Annotated in this window: 19 protein-coding genes and 2 tRNA genes; 7 read left to right on the top strand and 14 right to left on the bottom strand. The window is 68.4% G+C overall.

Translation table 11 applies throughout. The annotated features are described in order from the left end of the window. From VFX14_05995 to VFX14_06005, 3 genes are all read left to right on the top strand, one after another. Positions 1-701: phytanoyl-CoA dioxygenase family protein (locus tag VFX14_05995; protein ID HEU5189223.1), on the top strand; the 701-nt coding region annotated here is incomplete at its 5' end. 23 nt (positions 702-724) lie between these two features. Next, a complete protein-coding gene (locus VFX14_06000) occupies positions 725-1,390 on the top strand; it encodes a carbonic anhydrase (protein ID HEU5189224.1) in 666 nt (221 codons plus the stop codon). 25 nt (positions 1,391-1,415) lie between these two features. Next, a complete protein-coding gene (locus VFX14_06005) occupies positions 1,416-1,853 on the top strand; it encodes a nitroreductase family deazaflavin-dependent oxidoreductase (protein HEU5189225.1) in 438 nt (145 codons plus the stop codon). Between the two features lie 37 nt (positions 1,854-1,890). Here VFX14_06005 and VFX14_06010 read toward each other — a convergent pair whose 3' ends face one another. Both VFX14_06010 and VFX14_06015 read right to left on the bottom strand, forming a co-directional pair. Then, complete coding sequence (locus tag VFX14_06010; GenBank protein HEU5189226.1) at positions 1,891-2,268, bottom strand: septal ring lytic transglycosylase RlpA family protein; 378 nt, start codon at positions 2,266-2,268, stop codon at positions 1,891-1,893. Positions 2,269-2,294: 26 nt separating this feature from the next. Then, entirely contained in the window at positions 2,295-3,056 is a 762-nt protein-coding gene (locus tag VFX14_06015) for an alpha/beta fold hydrolase (protein HEU5189227.1), read from the bottom strand. A gap of 130 nt (positions 3,057-3,186) precedes the next feature. On the opposite strand from VFX14_06015, the gene VFX14_06020 reads away from it, so the two are divergent. Next, positions 3,187-3,525, top strand: coding sequence for a hypothetical protein (locus VFX14_06020; protein ID HEU5189228.1), 339 nt, complete (start codon positions 3,187-3,189; stop codon positions 3,523-3,525). Positions 3,526-3,549: 24 nt separating this feature from the next. Here VFX14_06020 and VFX14_06025 read toward each other — a convergent pair whose 3' ends face one another. Continuing rightward, the gene (locus tag VFX14_06025; protein HEU5189229.1) at positions 3,550-3,960 is read right to left on the bottom strand and encodes a pyridoxamine 5'-phosphate oxidase family protein; all 411 of its coding nucleotides are present in this window, start codon (positions 3,958-3,960) and stop codon (positions 3,550-3,552) included. A 175-nt stretch (positions 3,961-4,135) separates the two neighbouring features. Here VFX14_06025 and VFX14_06030 point away from each other — a divergent pair, with 175 nt between their 5' ends. After that, a complete protein-coding gene (locus tag VFX14_06030; protein ID HEU5189230.1) occupies positions 4,136-4,819 on the top strand; it encodes a methyltransferase domain-containing protein in 684 nt (227 codons plus the stop codon). Between the two features lie 14 nt (positions 4,820-4,833). On the opposite strand, the gene VFX14_06035 is transcribed toward VFX14_06030, so the two are convergent. The 8 genes from VFX14_06035 to VFX14_06070 all read right to left on the bottom strand — a co-directional run bounded on the left by VFX14_06035 (position 4,834) and on the right by VFX14_06070 (position 10,293). Beyond that, positions 4,834-5,280 (bottom strand): hypothetical protein, encoded by a 447-nt coding sequence (locus VFX14_06035; GenBank protein HEU5189231.1) that lies wholly within the window; start codon positions 5,278-5,280, stop codon positions 4,834-4,836. Between the two features lie 73 nt (positions 5,281-5,353). Beyond that, positions 5,354-5,429: transfer RNA gene (locus tag VFX14_06040), tRNA-Ala, on the bottom strand. Positions 5,430-5,521: 92 nt separating this feature from the next. Next, positions 5,522-5,662: a hypothetical protein gene (locus VFX14_06045; GenBank protein ID HEU5189232.1), complete on the bottom strand. Its 141-nt coding sequence runs from the start codon at positions 5,660-5,662 to the stop codon at positions 5,522-5,524. Positions 5,663-5,899: 237 nt separating this feature from the next. Next, a tRNA-Leu gene (locus tag VFX14_06050) sits at positions 5,900-5,985 on the bottom strand. 786 nt (positions 5,986-6,771) lie between these two features. Then, on the bottom strand, positions 6,772-7,596 hold the full coding sequence (locus tag VFX14_06055) for an SDR family oxidoreductase (protein HEU5189233.1): 825 nt from the start codon (positions 7,594-7,596) through the stop codon (positions 6,772-6,774). Between the two features lie 15 nt (positions 7,597-7,611). After that, positions 7,612-9,000 (bottom strand): sulfatase-like hydrolase/transferase, encoded by a 1,389-nt coding sequence (locus VFX14_06060; GenBank protein HEU5189234.1) that lies wholly within the window; start codon positions 8,998-9,000, stop codon positions 7,612-7,614. Between the two features lie 7 nt (positions 9,001-9,007). Further along, the gene (locus VFX14_06065; GenBank protein ID HEU5189235.1) at positions 9,008-9,508 is read right to left on the bottom strand and encodes a hypothetical protein; all 501 of its coding nucleotides are present in this window, start codon (positions 9,506-9,508) and stop codon (positions 9,008-9,010) included. A gap of 26 nt (positions 9,509-9,534) precedes the next feature. Then, the gene (locus tag VFX14_06070) at positions 9,535-10,293 is read right to left on the bottom strand and encodes a glucose 1-dehydrogenase (protein HEU5189236.1); all 759 of its coding nucleotides are present in this window, start codon (positions 10,291-10,293) and stop codon (positions 9,535-9,537) included. A gap of 124 nt (positions 10,294-10,417) precedes the next feature. Here VFX14_06070 and VFX14_06075 point away from each other — a divergent pair, with 124 nt between their 5' ends. Continuing rightward, the gene (locus tag VFX14_06075; GenBank protein HEU5189237.1) at positions 10,418-11,644 is read left to right on the top strand and encodes a hypothetical protein; all 1,227 of its coding nucleotides are present in this window, start codon (positions 10,418-10,420) and stop codon (positions 11,642-11,644) included. 10 nt (positions 11,645-11,654) lie between these two features. Here the strand turns inward: VFX14_06075 and VFX14_06080 are convergent, their stop codons facing one another. From VFX14_06080 to VFX14_06090, 3 genes are all read right to left on the bottom strand, one after another. Next, positions 11,655-12,266 carry a hypothetical protein gene (locus VFX14_06080; protein ID HEU5189238.1) on the bottom strand — a complete coding sequence of 204 codons (612 nt, stop codon included), beginning with the start codon at positions 12,264-12,266 and terminating at the stop codon, positions 11,655-11,657. A 10-nt stretch (positions 12,267-12,276) separates the two neighbouring features. Further along, positions 12,277-12,483: a LysM peptidoglycan-binding domain-containing protein gene (locus tag VFX14_06085; protein ID HEU5189239.1), complete on the bottom strand. Its 207-nt coding sequence runs from the start codon at positions 12,481-12,483 to the stop codon at positions 12,277-12,279. Between the two features lie 102 nt (positions 12,484-12,585). Then, positions 12,586-13,854, bottom strand: coding sequence for an MFS transporter (locus VFX14_06090; GenBank protein ID HEU5189240.1), 1,269 nt, complete (start codon positions 13,852-13,854; stop codon positions 12,586-12,588). A gap of 215 nt (positions 13,855-14,069) precedes the next feature. Between VFX14_06090 and VFX14_06095 the strand changes: the two genes are divergently transcribed. Then, positions 14,070-14,276, top strand: coding sequence for a hypothetical protein (locus VFX14_06095; GenBank protein ID HEU5189241.1), 207 nt, complete (start codon positions 14,070-14,072; stop codon positions 14,274-14,276). The last annotated feature ends 19 nt before the right edge of the window (positions 14,277-14,295 follow it).

Here is a 14,295-nt window from a genome sequence, read left to right on the forward strand (position 1 = left end):
ACACTGCCGCGAAGCCGAACATCCGGCGCCTGCGCAAAGCGGTGGACCAGCACCCCGAGCTCTGGACCTTTGCCCGGGACGCCGCCGTCGTCGATCTCGTTGCCGACCTGCTCGGGCCCGATCTCCGCTTCCACAGCTCCAAGCTCAACTTCAAGTGGTCGGCCGGTGGCGACGCCGTGCGCTGGCACCAGGACATCCAGGGGTGGCCGCACACCCACTGCGGCGTGCTGACCTTCGGTGTCTACCTCGAGGACACCGGGCCCGCGCAGGGACCGCTCACCCTGCTGCCCGGTACGCAGCGCGGCCCCCTCTTCGACCAGTTCGACGAGCGCGGGGTCTGGACGGGCGCCCTCAGCCCGGGCGACGTCGCGGGCCTGCCGGTGGACCGCGCGGTCGAGGCGTGCGGGCCGGCGGGCACGGTGGTGCTGATCGACTGCCGCGTGGTGCACGGCTCGGCCGCCAATCACTCGCCGCGCATGCGGCCGCTGCTCCTCAACGTCTACGCCGCCGCCGACGCGCTGCCCCTCACGCCTGCGCCCGCGCCGACCACGCATACCGGCGAGCTCGTGCGGGGCGAGGAGCCGGCCTACGTGCACATGGAGCCCTATCCCGCGAAGCTTCCGCCGCGCTGGGACCGCGTGGGCTATCGCTCGATCTTCGCCGCGCAGAGTGCAGCCGCGCGCGCGGCCTACGCCGACTAACCGAGCCGCGAGGGAGACCGCGCGTGAGGAACCTCGTCGAAGGCATCCACCGATTCCAGGCCGGCGTGTTCGGCCCTCAGCGCGACCTCTTCCGGCGGCTGGTGGATAAGCAGGCGCCGGACTCCCTGTTCATCACCTGCTCGGACTCGCGCATCGTGCCGAATCTCATCACGCAGACCCAGCCGGGCGAGCTCTTCATCCTGCGCAATGCCGGCAACATCATCCCGCCCTGGGGCGTGCCGTCTGGAGAGTCGGCCGCCATCGAGTACGGGGTGGAGGCCCTCGGCATCTCCGACATCATCGTCTGCGGCCATACCCATTGCGGCGCGATGAAGGCGGTGATTGATCCCTCCGAGGTGAAAGACATGCCCGCCGTCGCCACCTGGCTTACTCACTGTGACGGCACGCGTCGCATCCTTCGCGCCGCCTATCCGGACGTCATCGGCGACGAGCTGGTCGAGACGGCGGTGGAGGAGAACGTGCTGGTGCAGATCGAGCATCTCCGCACGCACCCGAGCGTGATGGCGGCGCTCGCGTGTGGCCGGCTCACGCTGCACGCGTGGATCTACGACATCGCCGAGGGCAGCGTGCACGCCTTCGATCCCGACCGCGGTCAGTACGTGCCGATCGCGGAGGCGGGGCAGGGCGCCAAGCACGAGCCCGTGCTCGGACGCCGCCGCCAAATCTAACGAGAGACCTCAGCGAGGAGAGAGCATGCCGGACTACATCCCGAGCCCCCGACAGTGGGTGCGCGAACAGGTCGAGCTCTACGAAGGAAGCGGCGGCACCGCCGGCACCACCCTCCGCGACACCGGGCTGCCGGTCATCATCGTGACGCACACCGGGAACAAGACGGGCGCGATCCGCAAGACGCCGCTCATGCGCGTCAAGGACGGCGCCAACTACATCCTCGTCGGCTCGGTGGGCGGCGCCCCTAACAATCCGGTGTGGGTCTACAACCTGCGCGCCAACCCCGTCGTGGAGATCCGTGACCTCACGGTGGTCCAGCCGATGCGCGTCCGCGAGGCGCACGACGACGCGGAGCGGGCGCGGCTCTGGGACCTCGCCGTCGCCGCCTTTCCGCCCTACGCGGACTATCAGGCGCGCACCGCCCGCAAGATTCCCCTGTTCGTGGCGTCGCCGGCGCGCTGAGCGCCGCCGACGCACGTCCGGGCTTCGGGCCGCCGCGCTACTTCTGGACTTCCAGCTTGACCTTGGCCTGCCTGCCTTTGAAGCCGAGCTCTTCGGCCGCGCGCGGGGTGAGGTCGATCACCGCCTTGCTCGAGGCGCCCATGCGGTCGTTGACGGTGACCACCACGCTCTTGTTGTTCTCGACGTTGGTCACCTTGACCTTGGTGCCCATCGGGAGCTTCTTGTGCGCCGCCGTCAGCTTGGCCTTGTCGTACATCTCGCCGCTGGCCGTCTTCTTGCCCTCGAATTTGTCGCTGTAGTGGTGGGCGATGCCTTCCTCGGTCTGGGCGACGGCTACTTCCAGTCCCGACACCATCGCCAGCGTCACCAGAATCGCCACGATCCCGCGGGCCTTCGTCCTGAGCAGCGTGTTCATGGAGGGGTCCTTTCGAAGTTGAGAGCTCAGCGTCTCGTGGCGGCGGGCTCATGCGTCTTGAGGAACGTCCGCACGTGCTCGACGACTTTTCGGATCGTGTCCTTGGATTCCTTCCACGGATAGATGGACGCCTCGGCGTTGGGCGCGAGGCTCACGACCTCCATCGCGACCGCGTAGGGATGCGCCGGGATGTCGTCCGGCAGCACCAGGATCGGGGTGCGGCAGCTGCGCACGAAATCGCGCGTCACCGTGAAGACGAAGTCGGCGGGCGAGCGGTACATCTTGGTCAGGAAGCGCTCGACCATCGGCATGGTGACGTCGGGGCGCTTGGCGCAGAGCGCCGGGCCCCAGTTCGTGGTGTTGTTGTTCCAGAAGAGGTCGGGCTCCTCCGGCCGATGGCCGCTCGGCTGGCTCATCACCGCGGCCACCACGCGGTCGGGCGCGCGCTGGAGCAGCTTCCAGATGAACGGGCCGCCGATGCAGTTGCCGAGCACGAGGAACTTCCCGATGCCCAGGTGATCAATGAGGCCCAGTTGATCGTCGGCGTACGCGTCCCACGGCCGATCGACCTCGAGGGGGCCGGTCGACTGCCCGGTGAGGGCATTGCGCAGGTCCATGGAGATGCAGCGGAAGTCGTCCTTGAACTCCTCCATCGCGTTGAAGGCGGCTCCGCTCGCCCACCAGCTGATGGCGGAATTGAGCCCGCCGCCCGGGATCAGCAGCAGCGGAAATCCGGAGCCGACCTCTTCATAGTGGATGCGTACGGCGCCGCGATCGTAGAACGGCATAGGGCCCTCCTTCTGAGTGAGTGGCCGCTACTCTGCCGCGAAGCGCGCCGCTCCGCAAGCCTCGCAACATTGGAGTATCGTTCGGGAAGGCGCCGGACCCCGGGGGGAACGTCTCAGGCGGGAGGGCCATATGATCACCGCAACCGTCCGCTATAAGCTGCCGCCGCACATCGACTACGCGGCCTGCCGGGCGCACTTCCACACGATCGCGCCGGGCTTCCGGGGCGTGAAGGGCCTGATCAGCAAGCACTTCATCTGGAGCGCGAGCGGATGGGCCGGCGGCGTCTATCAGTGGGAGACGCTCGAGGAGGCCAGGGCGTTCTATGAGAGCTCGTGGCTCGACGGCATCGTCGAGCGCTACGGCATGCGACCGGAGATCGAGTTCTACGAAGTGTTCGCGCTCACCGACAACGTGCGCGGCACCGTCGAGATGTTCGCGGAACCCGTGCTCCGGCCCGCGACAGCGTAGCGGCGAAGCGGAGCGCGGCCTCGATCAGCGGGGCGGCGCGACTCGCGTGGGCGCCTGAAAGATCGGGACGCAGTCCGACGTGCAGGACGAGGCGGGATCGCGCGGCGCGCCGGGACGGTGGAAGACGGCGCGGGTGGGCGTGACCACGACGCAGTGGTCGTCCCCGCGCGTCTCGACCGTGGCGGGGCCGTCGACGAAGAGCGTGTAGTCTGCGGCGGCGCTCACCGGGAAGAGGAGCGAGACGTTCGGCCGCGCGACGGCGTTGGCGGCGGTGGTTGCGCCCACGCCGGATACGGCGAGCCGGCCGTTCTCCCACGCCGCGTGCAGGTAAACGGCGTGTGGACGGGCGTCGCCGGAGACGGTGATCAGGTAGACCCCGGAGCCTCGTTCCTCGATCGCCTCACGCAGCCGGTTCAGCGCCAGCTCGATGTTCATCGCTTTCCCTCCGACAGGTGCTCGACCAGCGAATGGAATTATAACCCGCTGGAGATTGACTGGGTCGCCCGGTACTCTCCTTCAGGCCATGGTGTCCAGGATCAAGGCGCTCTTGCCGGCTGCCGTCGAGCCTCTGGCCATCCGTGCCTGGTATCTCTTTCGGCCGATCGTCCGAGTGGCGTTCTTCGGCCGCGCCAGATACTGCCCCGTGTGCGAGAGTCGCTGCCGGCGATTCCTCACCCACGGCCCGCCCTCACGCAGAGTTCAGGACGTCGTCTGTCCGATCTGTTTGTCCCACCCGCGGCTTCGCCTCGGTTGGCTCTTCCTCACCACCCGGACCGACCTGCTGGATGGGCGGCCGAAGCGCCTTCTCCACGTGGCTCCCGAGCCCGCTCTCGCCCGGCTCTTGCGCAATGCCCGGGACATCGAGATCGTGTCGGCGGATCTCGACAGCCCGCACGCCCGGATCGTGCTCGACATCACCAGGATCGACATGGAGGACGCCTCGTTGGACGTCATCCTGTGTAGCCATGTGCTGGAGCACGTGCCTGACGATCGTCGCGCGATGCGCGAGCTGTGTCGGATCTTGAGACCGGAGGGCTGGGCCATGATCCAGGTGCCGATCTCGCGCAGGCCGACCTTCGAGGACCCTTCCATTACCGACCCGGCCGAGCGCGAGCGCTTGTTCTGGCAAGCGGATCACGTACGGCTCTATGGCCTGGACATCGCGGATCGATTGACCGAGGCCGGCTTCGAGGTGGAGACCGTCTTCGGGGATCAGCTCATCCCGCCCGACCAGCTGGTGAGAACGGGGATCTACCCGAGAGACCCCGTCTTCATGTGCCGCAAAACTCCGTGACCCTGCGATGTTGGCTAGGCCGCGATCCTCCGCGGGGTGAGGGCGAGGCCGGAGCGGAATATGATCGCGACGCCGATACCGAATATCAGGTGAAAGGCGATGTGGATCGCCGCCGTCGCGGGAGCGAAACCGCCACCGACGCCGAGACCCTTCAGAGGCAGCACCACGAACCAGTAGACGAGCAGCGGGGCGACGCCGAAGATGAGTCCGCCCACCCACCATCCGAAGCGAGCCGTGAGGCGCGGCTCGATCACGGCGTAGAGCACTCCCCAGAGCCCGGCCCAGAACGCCAGCGAAAGGCTCATCGGCACGCCGAGGGGCGGCACCGGCGCGAGGCTCCAGGGCAATGTCGGCAAGAGATGCGCGGCGTAGAGCGCACTGCCGAGCGCGCCCTGGAAGATCAAGTGCGAGAGGAAGCCCGCGATGAAGCCCAGAAGGAGGTGCGTCGAGGTCGTCGCCATGGGGAAGTCCTCCGTGGGTCGCGACGAAGAACGCGGGGCTACGGGTCGACCCCGTAACCCCGCGTCGAGATTTTGGTGGAGCTGAGGGGGCTCGAACCCCTGACCCCAAGACTGCCAGCCTTGTGCTCTCCCAACTGAGCTACAGCCCCACCGCACCGGTCAGGATACTGACCGCGCCCGGTTCTGTCAAGGATGGCAAATACTTGCGGGCGCGTCCGGTGCGGCGGGGGCCGTAGGTTTTCTACCGGTTGGGGCGGTCCTGGCGGTCGTGCTTCTGGTGGTAGATACGGCGGCTCTCGACGTTCTGGGCGCGCTCGATGCGCTTGAATTCGCCCCGGCTGATCGTGCCGTCCGCGAGGGCGCGGTTCTCCATCCGGTTCACGTGATTCTGGCCGCGCTCGAGGCGTGCGGCCTCGCGCCGAGTCAGCGGCTCAGCGCGGCGCCGGCAGCGGCCAGCGTCAATGACAGCGTGGGCGTCTTCATGTCCGCTCTCCTTGTCTCGTCGTGTGAGTGGCTGGTGAGTGTCGCGATTTCGGCGCCGTTCACCAGATAGGACGAGAGGTGCGGAGCGGGCGTTTACGGGGGCTGCAAAGGGTGGTCTTGCCAAGCTGCTGAATTTTGGTGCCGGAGGCGGGATTTGAACCCGCACGCCCTGGCGGGCACGGCGTTTTGAGCGCCGCGAGTCTGCCGTTTCTCCACTCCGGCCCTGGGTCGACATACTACCATCGGTCGTCCACGACGACGGCCAACGGCGCGCTCGCGCGGTATCAGGTAGGGCGCGGCGATGTGTCGCTTTCGGCTGAGGCAGGGTAGATTTTCGGACGGGTAGAGCCACCTCAGAAGCGCTACGGATTCGGCCTTCGCAAATCTCAAACGCCAGAGATCGTGGCGTCCGCCTCACGCCGCACGGTGACATGCCCTCTGAGACCCCGAAGCTCCCATACACGCGCGCGTAGCCACTCCACAAAAGGGCCACTGGCCGAGACCAGAGAGACGTACAGGCGCTCGTAGACGTAGGCTGGATTCTTGGCGGTGTTTGAGCGATCGACGTACGACACGATGGAGCCGTCTCCGTCGATACAGCCTCGGAGAAAGTGATGAAACTCCTCCTCCGGCACCGCAAGAGGGCCCAGTGTGAGACTTTTGGCCGGCGATAGGCCGATTCCGCGCAGCCAATCGGAGAGGACGCGGTCACTCCACTGAAGTCGAGGGACGTAGCCGTTTCGGGTCGAGGATCGGCCAAGGCGATTGCTGAGATGGAGGCATTCCCGCGCGGTCTCCAGGATCTCGAGATCCGCTGAGACTAGCGTCAGGTGCCGGCGGTCACGAGAAAGGTTGCCGTCGGTCGCGATCAGGCCGACGACATAGGCTAATTCCGGAGTCCATGTTATTGGCCCACTACGCCGTCGCATCGGCCCGGCGTGGCCGACAGCGGCACGGAAGTGAATGTCCACTTTTCGAGACATTCACCCGCTTCCGACTCCGGAATCGCTACTTCGGCTCGATCGGCATCCGCGCGATCCCGAGCCAGGCGATGGGCACGCCCGCCTTCTCCGCTGCCTGCGCCGGCGGCAGCTTCGTGTCCCAGTCCACGGCAACGAAGCGCCGTGCGTTCACGCGGTCGGCCTCGCGTGACACCAGCCAGAGCAGCGGGGGCACCATGATCTCGGGCTGGAGCATCTTGCTCCGGTCGCCCGCGTCGTTGCCCACGAGAGGCGTGTTGGTCACTCCGCCGGGCACGAGCACGTTGGAGGTGACGCCGGTGCCCTCGAGGTCCGCGGCGAGCACCGCCATCGCGGACTCGGCGGCGGCCTTGCTCGAGCCGTAGAGGAGATAGCCCGCCCGCACCATGGTGCCGAGGCTGGTGGTCACGGTGATCACTCGCCCCCAGCCGGCGCGGATCAGGTGGGGGACCACCGCGCGCGCCATCATGATCGGCGCCGTCGCGTTCACGGCGAGGAAGCGGCTCCACTGCTCGGGCGGCACCTCCCACAGGCGGATGGGATTCCGGCGCTGATCGGCCCGCACCGAGTCCTGGCCGACCCCGGCATTGTTCACCAGCACGTCGATGCGGCCGAACTCCTTGAGGGCGGCGCTCACGACCCCCTCGAAGGCATCGGGTTTCGAGAGGTCCGCCGCGTGTTGGAGCACGGCGCCGACGCGCCCGACACCGGCCGGCTTGAGCGTGGCAAGATGGGTGGCGTCGCGATCCACGGCCACGACGTGCATGCCGCTACCCACCAGGCCCAGCGCCATCGCGCGCCCGAGGCCACTCGCCGCGCCCGTCACGATCGCCACCTTGACGTCCGAAGCCATGGGAGACCTCCGTAACTACAGCCCGAGCGCGCTCGCGGTGAGCCTGGCCAGATCGCGCCGCAGGATCTGGAGCACGCGCGCGTGGCGCCGCGAGCGGATGAGATTACGTATCTCGTAGGGGTCGCGATCGAGGTCGTAGAGCTCGTCGAGCTCGCCCGCCTCGCCGCGGTTGACCCAGTGGATGTACTTGTAGCGGTCGGTGCGAATGGCCTTGTAGCTCATCCCGACCAGCCACGGCATGGCGTTCTCGGCCCAGTACTCCACCAGGAAGGCGCGCCGCCATTCGGCCCGCTTGCCCCTGAAGAGGGGCAGCAGCGACTGGCCCTGGATCTGCGCGCCTGGCCGGCCACCCGCGAGCTCGAGCAGCGTCGGCGCGATGTCCTGGCAGATCACGAGGTCCTCCAGGCGCAGTCCCGCCCGCACCTTGGGCGGATAGCGCATGAGAAACGGCGAGCGGATACCGTCCTCGTAGGCGAAGCGCCGCTCCGGCCCCAGGCCATGTTCGCCGAAGAAGTAGCCGTTGTCGCCCAGGAACACGATGACGGTGTCGTCGAGCTGGCCGGTGTGCTCGAGCGCGTCGAGGAGGAGTCCCACGCCTTCGTCCACCGCGGCCATCATGCGGGCACGGAGGCGAATCTCCTCCTGCTCGCCGGCATGGAGGCGATCGAGCACCGCGCGCGCCCGGTCCGTCTTACGCAGGGCGAAAGCCTCCTTCCATGCGGGCTTGTCCTTCACGATCTTCTCCGGCGGCAGCATGTTCGGCGTCCGCGGGAACACCGCGTCCTTGTAGAGATGCTCGTGGCGTGGTGCCACGCGATAGCCCCCGGCCTGATCGATCTGAAGCGTCCCGTCATTGGCCTGCGCGGCGTCGGGGTGCACCGCCTTGTGCGCGAGGAAGAGTGACCACGGCTTCTCACGCGGCTTGGACACGAACTCCACCGCCATCTCGTTCAGGATGTCGGTGATGTAGCCCGTGCGCTGGACGTAGGTGCCGTTCTCACAGAGCCGCGGGTCGAAGAGTCGTCCGTGCCCGTCGAAGGCCACCCAGTGGTCGTAGCCGGGGCGGGGCATGCCGTCATTGCCCATGTGCCATTTGCCCAGGTGGGCCGTCTCATAGCCCAGACGCTGCAGCGCCAGGTGATAGTTGGGCAGGCGGTGGCTGGCCGCGTCACGAGCCACGTTGTCGATGATGCCGTGGCGGCTCGCGTACTGACCGGTGAGGATCGACGCGCGATTGGGCGAGCAGATCGGCGTGGTGTGGAAGGCCCGCTCGAACAGCGCGCCCTCGTGGGCGAGGCGGTCCACGTGCGGCGTCTCCATGTAGGGATGGCCGCCCGCGCCGAACTCGTCGTGGCGGAGATCGTCGATGAGGATGACGAGGAAGCTGGGCCGGCGCTTCCTCATTCCGATCCTACTGCTCCTTTCCGCGGCCGTGCCCCTTGCCTTTGCCCTTTTTCCCCTGGTCATCGCCCCGTCCGTGACCCTTGCCCTGGTCGTCACCGTCGTCGCGGTCCTTCCATTCTCGCTTGGCCGCCCACTCATTTCCCCACTCGTGGCCCCACCGCGGTGGCGCCTTCTTCTGCCACTGCTTCCAGTGGCCGGGAGGCACCTTGTAGTAGGCCACGGGCACGAGGAGCACGGGCCGTGGCACATAGACGGGCGCGACGACGATCCACGGGCCGTCCACCCGGACGCTCACGTGCCAGCCGCCGTCCACGAACGCCCAGTACTGCTTGTCGTAGAAGAAGAGGTTGGTGGAGACGGACGGCGCGTATTGCACCGTCTTCACCTCGGGGATCACCACGAGGGGCGGCGGGGCGGGCAGGTGAATGCCGATGTTGACCTGGACCTGCGCGTGGACCGGCGTCGCAAGGACGGCGCCGGCGAGCATGGCGACGATGAGCGCGAGCATGGCTCCTCCTCTGGGCTGCGAGTCTCTCATTGCGCGGTCCAGCCTCCGTCGATGACGAGCTCGCTGCCCGTCACGAAGCGCGACTCGTCGGAGGCGAGATAGAGCACGCCGTAGGCGATCTCCTCCGCCTCGCCGTAGCGGCCGAGGGGAATACGGGACACCATGCGCGCGCGGATGGCGGGGTCGGCGCGCCGTTTCTCCGTCATCGGGGTCACGATCGGCCCCGGGTGCACCGAGTTGGCGCGGATGCCTTCCTGGGCGTACTGCAGCGCGGTGTGCTTGGTGAGGAGGCGCACCGCGCCCTTGGAGGCCTGGTACTGCGGGCTGCTGTCGTCCATCCCGACCAGGCCGAGCTGGGAGGAGATGTTGACGATGGCCCCGCCGCCGGCGCGGCGCAGGGCGGGGATCGCCGCCCTCGTGCCGAGGAAGGCGCCGGTGGCGTTGACCTCCATCACCCGGTGCCATTCCTCCAGCGTGGTGTCCTCCACGCGGCCGGCTCCGCCGATGCCCGCGTTGTTCACGAGGACGTCGAGCTTGCCGAAGCGGGTCACCGCCGCCGCGACCGCGCGCTCCCAGTCCGGCTCGCGAGTCACGTCGAGGGAGACGAAGGCGGCCTGGCCGCCCCGCCCCGACAGCTCCGCTTCGAGCGCACGGCCTTCGGGCTCGAGCACGTCGCCCACGACGACGCGGGCGCCCTCCTGAGCGAACAGCCGAGCGGTGGCGGCGCCGATGCCGCGCGCGCCGCCGCTGATGAGCGCGACCTTCCCGGCGAGTCTCGGTGGCATGGGCGGGAGCATAGCAGGAAGCCCCGGTGCTATGCTCCGTCGAGAGGCAGGGGGAGGTGAGTGGACATGGGGCGCGTGAGACCGCCGCGGAAGCCGAAGAAGAAGAAGTAGGGACAAGCATGTGATGCGGGTCTGGATCGGAGTGCCGCTGCTCGCGGGTCTCGCGCTACTCGCGGCGCCGGCCCGTCTCGCCGCGCAATCTTCCCCATCGGCGGCCGCCCCGCTCGAGGTGCAGACCATCCTCGAGGTGAAGAAGACCACGCCGGGGATGCGGGTGCCCATCACCGTGCGCGTGCTCAATCGCGGCAGGGCGTCGGTCGGGCCCGTCGAGGTGAAGATCCGGCCGCTTCCCCTCGACCCGGCGGCGCCGGCGCTGGCCCCGCGGCTGCTCCTCCCCGGTCAGTCCCTCGCGCACGCCTTCACGCTGCTTGCCGAGCACGCCGGCACCTACACGATCAGCGTGTGGATCGTGGACGGCAGCGGCGGGCTGCTGCTCGCGCAAGAGGCGGGAGCCCTGGAGGTCGCACCCACCACCTGGGTGGGGCCCAGCGCCCCCGCCATCATCGCGGCCATCGTCACCATCGTCGGTACCCTCTTCATCCAGGTGATGATCTGGCGGCTGAACCGCCGGCAGCGGACCACGGAGGCGGTGAGCCAGATGGTCGTGGGCATGGCCCGCGACTATTTCGGGACGCTCTCGGGCACGCTCGTCGAGCTGACGCGGGCGCTCAAGGCCATCCGCGACCCGGCCATCACTCCGGAGGAGCGCGAGCATTTGCATGTGCGTGCGTTCTTCTTCTTCGGGATCTTCCTGCACAAGGAGAATCAATTCGCGTTCGACCAGGGCGTGATGTATCTGCCGCATCTCTGGGCGGAGGGCGCGGTCGGGTCCATCGTGGCCGAGGTTCTGCGCATGGTGGACCTCAGGAAGGAGCAGGAAGCGGTCGTTCACAAGTGCTTCTCGGACATCGCGATCATGCAGCGTGGCCCCGGTGACGCCAAGGGCGTGGACTTTCAGTTCCGGACGCTCTTCGATTTCGAGCGGATGCTCCGTGCGGAGCGCCCGGACTACGCGCGCGTCGAGCAGCGCCGCGTTCGCGAGGTGTACGACGAGGTGAAGGCCAAGTTCGAGGACCCGGAGGTCATCGAACGGATCCGGATGCTCGAAGAGGCCCTTCGCGCCATCATCGAATACGAGTTCACGTCGATCTTCGCGGATGTGTATGTGAGCAAGGAACAGGAGCGCGAGCTGCCCCTCGCACCGCCCAAGGGCTTCGACGCCATCGTCGACGGCGTCACGTGGAAAGAGGTCCGGGAGCGCGTGCTGGGCGCGCGCCCGAACCTCCCCTGAAGTCCGCGGCCTAGGACTTCGACGCCGTGGGCACAAACATGTTGAGGGCGGTCATGATCTCCTCGGCCTTGTCCTTCGCCGCCTTGGCCTTGCTCACGGCGTCGGTGAGATTGCCGGTGCTGTAGGCGGCAGAGGCGTCCGACCAGGACTGCTTCAGCGTGGCGAGCTCGGCCTTGGCGCTCTCGAGCTTGTCCTTGTCGAGGCCGGCTGGCAGCTTCTTACTCTGTGATAGGATGTCCACCCGCGACTGGATCGCGTCCGCCATCTGCGGCACTCCCGCGCTCACGTCGGTCCACTCGCGGGTCAGCTCGGCCTTCTTGGCGGCGACCACCGACGAGAGGTCACCGGCTTGGGCAGCAACCTGCTTCGCCGTGCCCAGCGCCGCGGTGTAGTCACCCTTGTCGAAGCTCGCCTTCGCGCTGGCGAGGCCGTCCTCGACGACTTTGAGCTGAGCGGGGATGAGCTTCGACGCCTCCCCTCGCACCGCGGCGAGCGCCCCGTCGGCCGCCTTGATCGCCGCCTCGGCCGGCGCCTTGTCGGCGCTGCCGCACGCCGAGACGAGCAGCGCCACCATCAGCACTCCTACCGAGCCCGCCCACCGGTTCACATTGGCTCGTCGCATGGTTTCCTCCTCACGGGATGCGCAGGCGCTGCCCGACCTTGATGAGATCGGGGTTCTTGACCGTGTCCTTGTTGGCCTCGAAGATCTTCGTGTAGAGGCTGCCGTCGCCGTAGTACTGAGCGGCGATCTTCCACAAGGTCTCGCCTTTCTTCACCTCATGCCACTGCGTGGCATCCCAGCCCGCGCCTCCGCCTCCCTCTTTCACCTCGTTCGTCATGGCGCACCTCCTCACGCGACGGGAAACATTGTGCGACCACTTGAAGCGTACGAGTTGAAGCCTACGAGGGGCCGCGGCGTGCGGGCTAGTGAGACTTTGGCCCTACGCGGCGGCGGCGCCTGCTTCCGGCACGGTGGCGAGTCCCGCGAGCGGCGAGCCGAGGATGATGAGCGCCTGGACGACGAAGCCCAGCGCGCTCACGACGATCGCGCACTCGAGACCACACGTCACACCGATGGCGCCCCCGAGCGCCGCGCCGATCGGCCGTGCGCCCGTCGAGCCCGTCATGATGAGCGCCGATACGCGACCGAGGAGCCCCTCCGGCGTGACGGATTGGCGCAGCGTGATCTGACTGATGGTCCAGAGGAGCGGGCCCGCGCCGAAGAGGAAGAAGGCCGCCCCGGCGAGGAGCGTGGACGGGAGCCAGATCGTGGCGACCATGCACGCAGCGGCGGCCACCGAGACCACCGGCCCTGCGCTGAGCGCCGCCCCGAAGGTGAGCTGCGGCAGGAGCCGCGGGGCCGCCAGTGCGCCGACGAGCATGCCGCCTCCATAGCACGCCAGGGTGGTTCCGATGCCCGACGCATCGAGGCCGAGGGTGTGGGCGGCGTACGGCACGTAGGCGGCCTGGAGCACGAACCACGAGCAGTTCCACACGACCGCAGTGAGGAGCACGGGCCGGAGGAGGTGATGCCGCCAGGCGAATGCCGCGCCATCGTGCAGATCGCGCAGGACGTGGCGCGCGGCCGCAGGCGCCCGCGGCGGCTCGGGCACGCCCATCAGCAGCACGACCGCCACCACGGAGATGGCGGCGGCGAGCACGAAGGCCGCGGAGCCGCCCGCCCACGCCACCAGCGCCCCGGCGGCCGCGGGCCCCGCCGCGAAGGCGACGCTGCGCGCGAGCTCGAGGCGGCCGTTCGCGGCGGCGAAGGCCTCGCGCGGCACGAGCGCGGGGACGAGGGCCGGCGCCGCCACGCTGAACGCGACCGTGCCGGTGGCGGCGGCGAAGCCGATGGCCGCGAGGGCGGGCACCGACATCCAGCCCTGGAGCGCCAGCAGCGGTAGCGCGCCCAGCGCCAGCGCGCGAAACGCCTCCGCCAGCGTCATGAGCCGACGCCGCGACATCCGATCGGCGAGGACGCCCAGCGGAAACGAGAGCACGAGGAACGGCGCGCTCTGCGCGGCGGCGAGCATGCCGGTGTCGCCGGCGCCCGCACCGAGCGCGAGCACGGCCACGATGGGCGCGGCGGCGAGGGCGATCTGCTCCGCGGATTGGGCCGCCAGGTTCGACCACGCGAGCCGGCGAAACGCGCCGCCGAGTCCACTTCCCGAGCCTTCATGAGTGTTGACCATTCCGGTCGAGTTCTTCATCTCGGCCGGGTATACGCGCGAGAGACGCGAAAGGAATGGGAGCGCGTCAGCGCCTATGCGCGCCCGACAGTCGGCCCGATGCCTCGGGCGTGCTGCCTTCGCCCGGGTCCAGATGCCGTCGCGCGGCCGCTCGTAAGTCTTCGTCGCGTCGTCACTCGGGGGAAGCGTGGCGCTGGCATGCCATCCGCAAAGACGCCGATACGGGAGGGCCAGACATGCCGATGGAAGAGCTGATCGCGTATGTGGTGTTGCTCTCGCTACCGCTCTGGCTACTGATCGAGCAGCTCCTGCACATCTGGGATGCGCGGCGGTCCACCGCGTCGCGGCCCGCGTCGCAGCCCGAGCCACAGCCCGAGCGGCGGCCCGAGCGCCGGGTGCCCGCGCCCCCTTTCCCCGAGGCCCTGCGCTCCGGTCAAAGGTGATATGGTGTGGCCCTCCCCG

This window comes from Candidatus Methylomirabilota bacterium (assembly GCA_035764725.1).
Classification (GTDB): domain Bacteria; phylum Methylomirabilota; class Methylomirabilia; order Rokubacteriales; family CSP1-6; genus DASRWT01.

Coding starts and splice junctions, on each gene's coding strand:
- VFX14_06010 (HEU5189226.1), bottom strand. CDS start 2,268: ATGAACACGCTGCTCAGGACGAAGGCCCGCGGGATCGTGGCGATTCTG.
- VFX14_06025 (HEU5189229.1), bottom strand. CDS start 3,960: ATGAACATCGAGCTGGCGCTGAACCGGCTGCGTGAGGCGATCGAGGAA.
- VFX14_06085 (HEU5189239.1), bottom strand. CDS start 12,483: ATGACGAACGAGGTGAAAGAGGGAGGCGGAGGCGCGGGCTGGGATGCC.
- VFX14_06060 (HEU5189234.1), bottom strand. CDS start 9,000: ATGAGGAAGCGCCGGCCCAGCTTCCTCGTCATCCTCATCGACGATCTC.
- VFX14_06080 (HEU5189238.1), bottom strand. CDS start 12,266: ATGCGACGAGCCAATGTGAACCGGTGGGCGGGCTCGGTAGGAGTGCTG.
- VFX14_06005 (HEU5189225.1), top strand. CDS start 1,416: ATGCCGGACTACATCCCGAGCCCCCGACAGTGGGTGCGCGAACAGGTC.
- VFX14_06035 (HEU5189231.1), bottom strand. CDS start 5,280: ATGGCGACGACCTCGACGCACCTCCTTCTGGGCTTCATCGCGGGCTTC.
- VFX14_06015 (HEU5189227.1), bottom strand. CDS start 3,056: ATGCCGTTCTACGATCGCGGCGCCGTACGCATCCACTATGAAGAGGTC.
- VFX14_06070 (HEU5189236.1), bottom strand. CDS start 10,293: ATGCCACCGAGACTCGCCGGGAAGGTCGCGCTCATCAGCGGCGGCGCG.
- VFX14_06065 (HEU5189235.1), bottom strand. CDS start 9,508: ATGCTCGCGCTCATCGTCGCCATGCTCGCCGGCGCCGTCCTTGCGACG.
- VFX14_06020 (HEU5189228.1), top strand. CDS start 3,187: ATGATCACCGCAACCGTCCGCTATAAGCTGCCGCCGCACATCGACTAC.
- VFX14_06055 (HEU5189233.1), bottom strand. CDS start 7,596: ATGGCTTCGGACGTCAAGGTGGCGATCGTGACGGGCGCGGCGAGTGGC.
- VFX14_06075 (HEU5189237.1), top strand. CDS start 10,418: ATGCGGGTCTGGATCGGAGTGCCGCTGCTCGCGGGTCTCGCGCTACTC.
- VFX14_06095 (HEU5189241.1), top strand. CDS start 14,070: ATGCCGATGGAAGAGCTGATCGCGTATGTGGTGTTGCTCTCGCTACCG.
- VFX14_06090 (HEU5189240.1), bottom strand. CDS start 13,854: ATGAAGAACTCGACCGGAATGGTCAACACTCATGAAGGCTCGGGAAGT.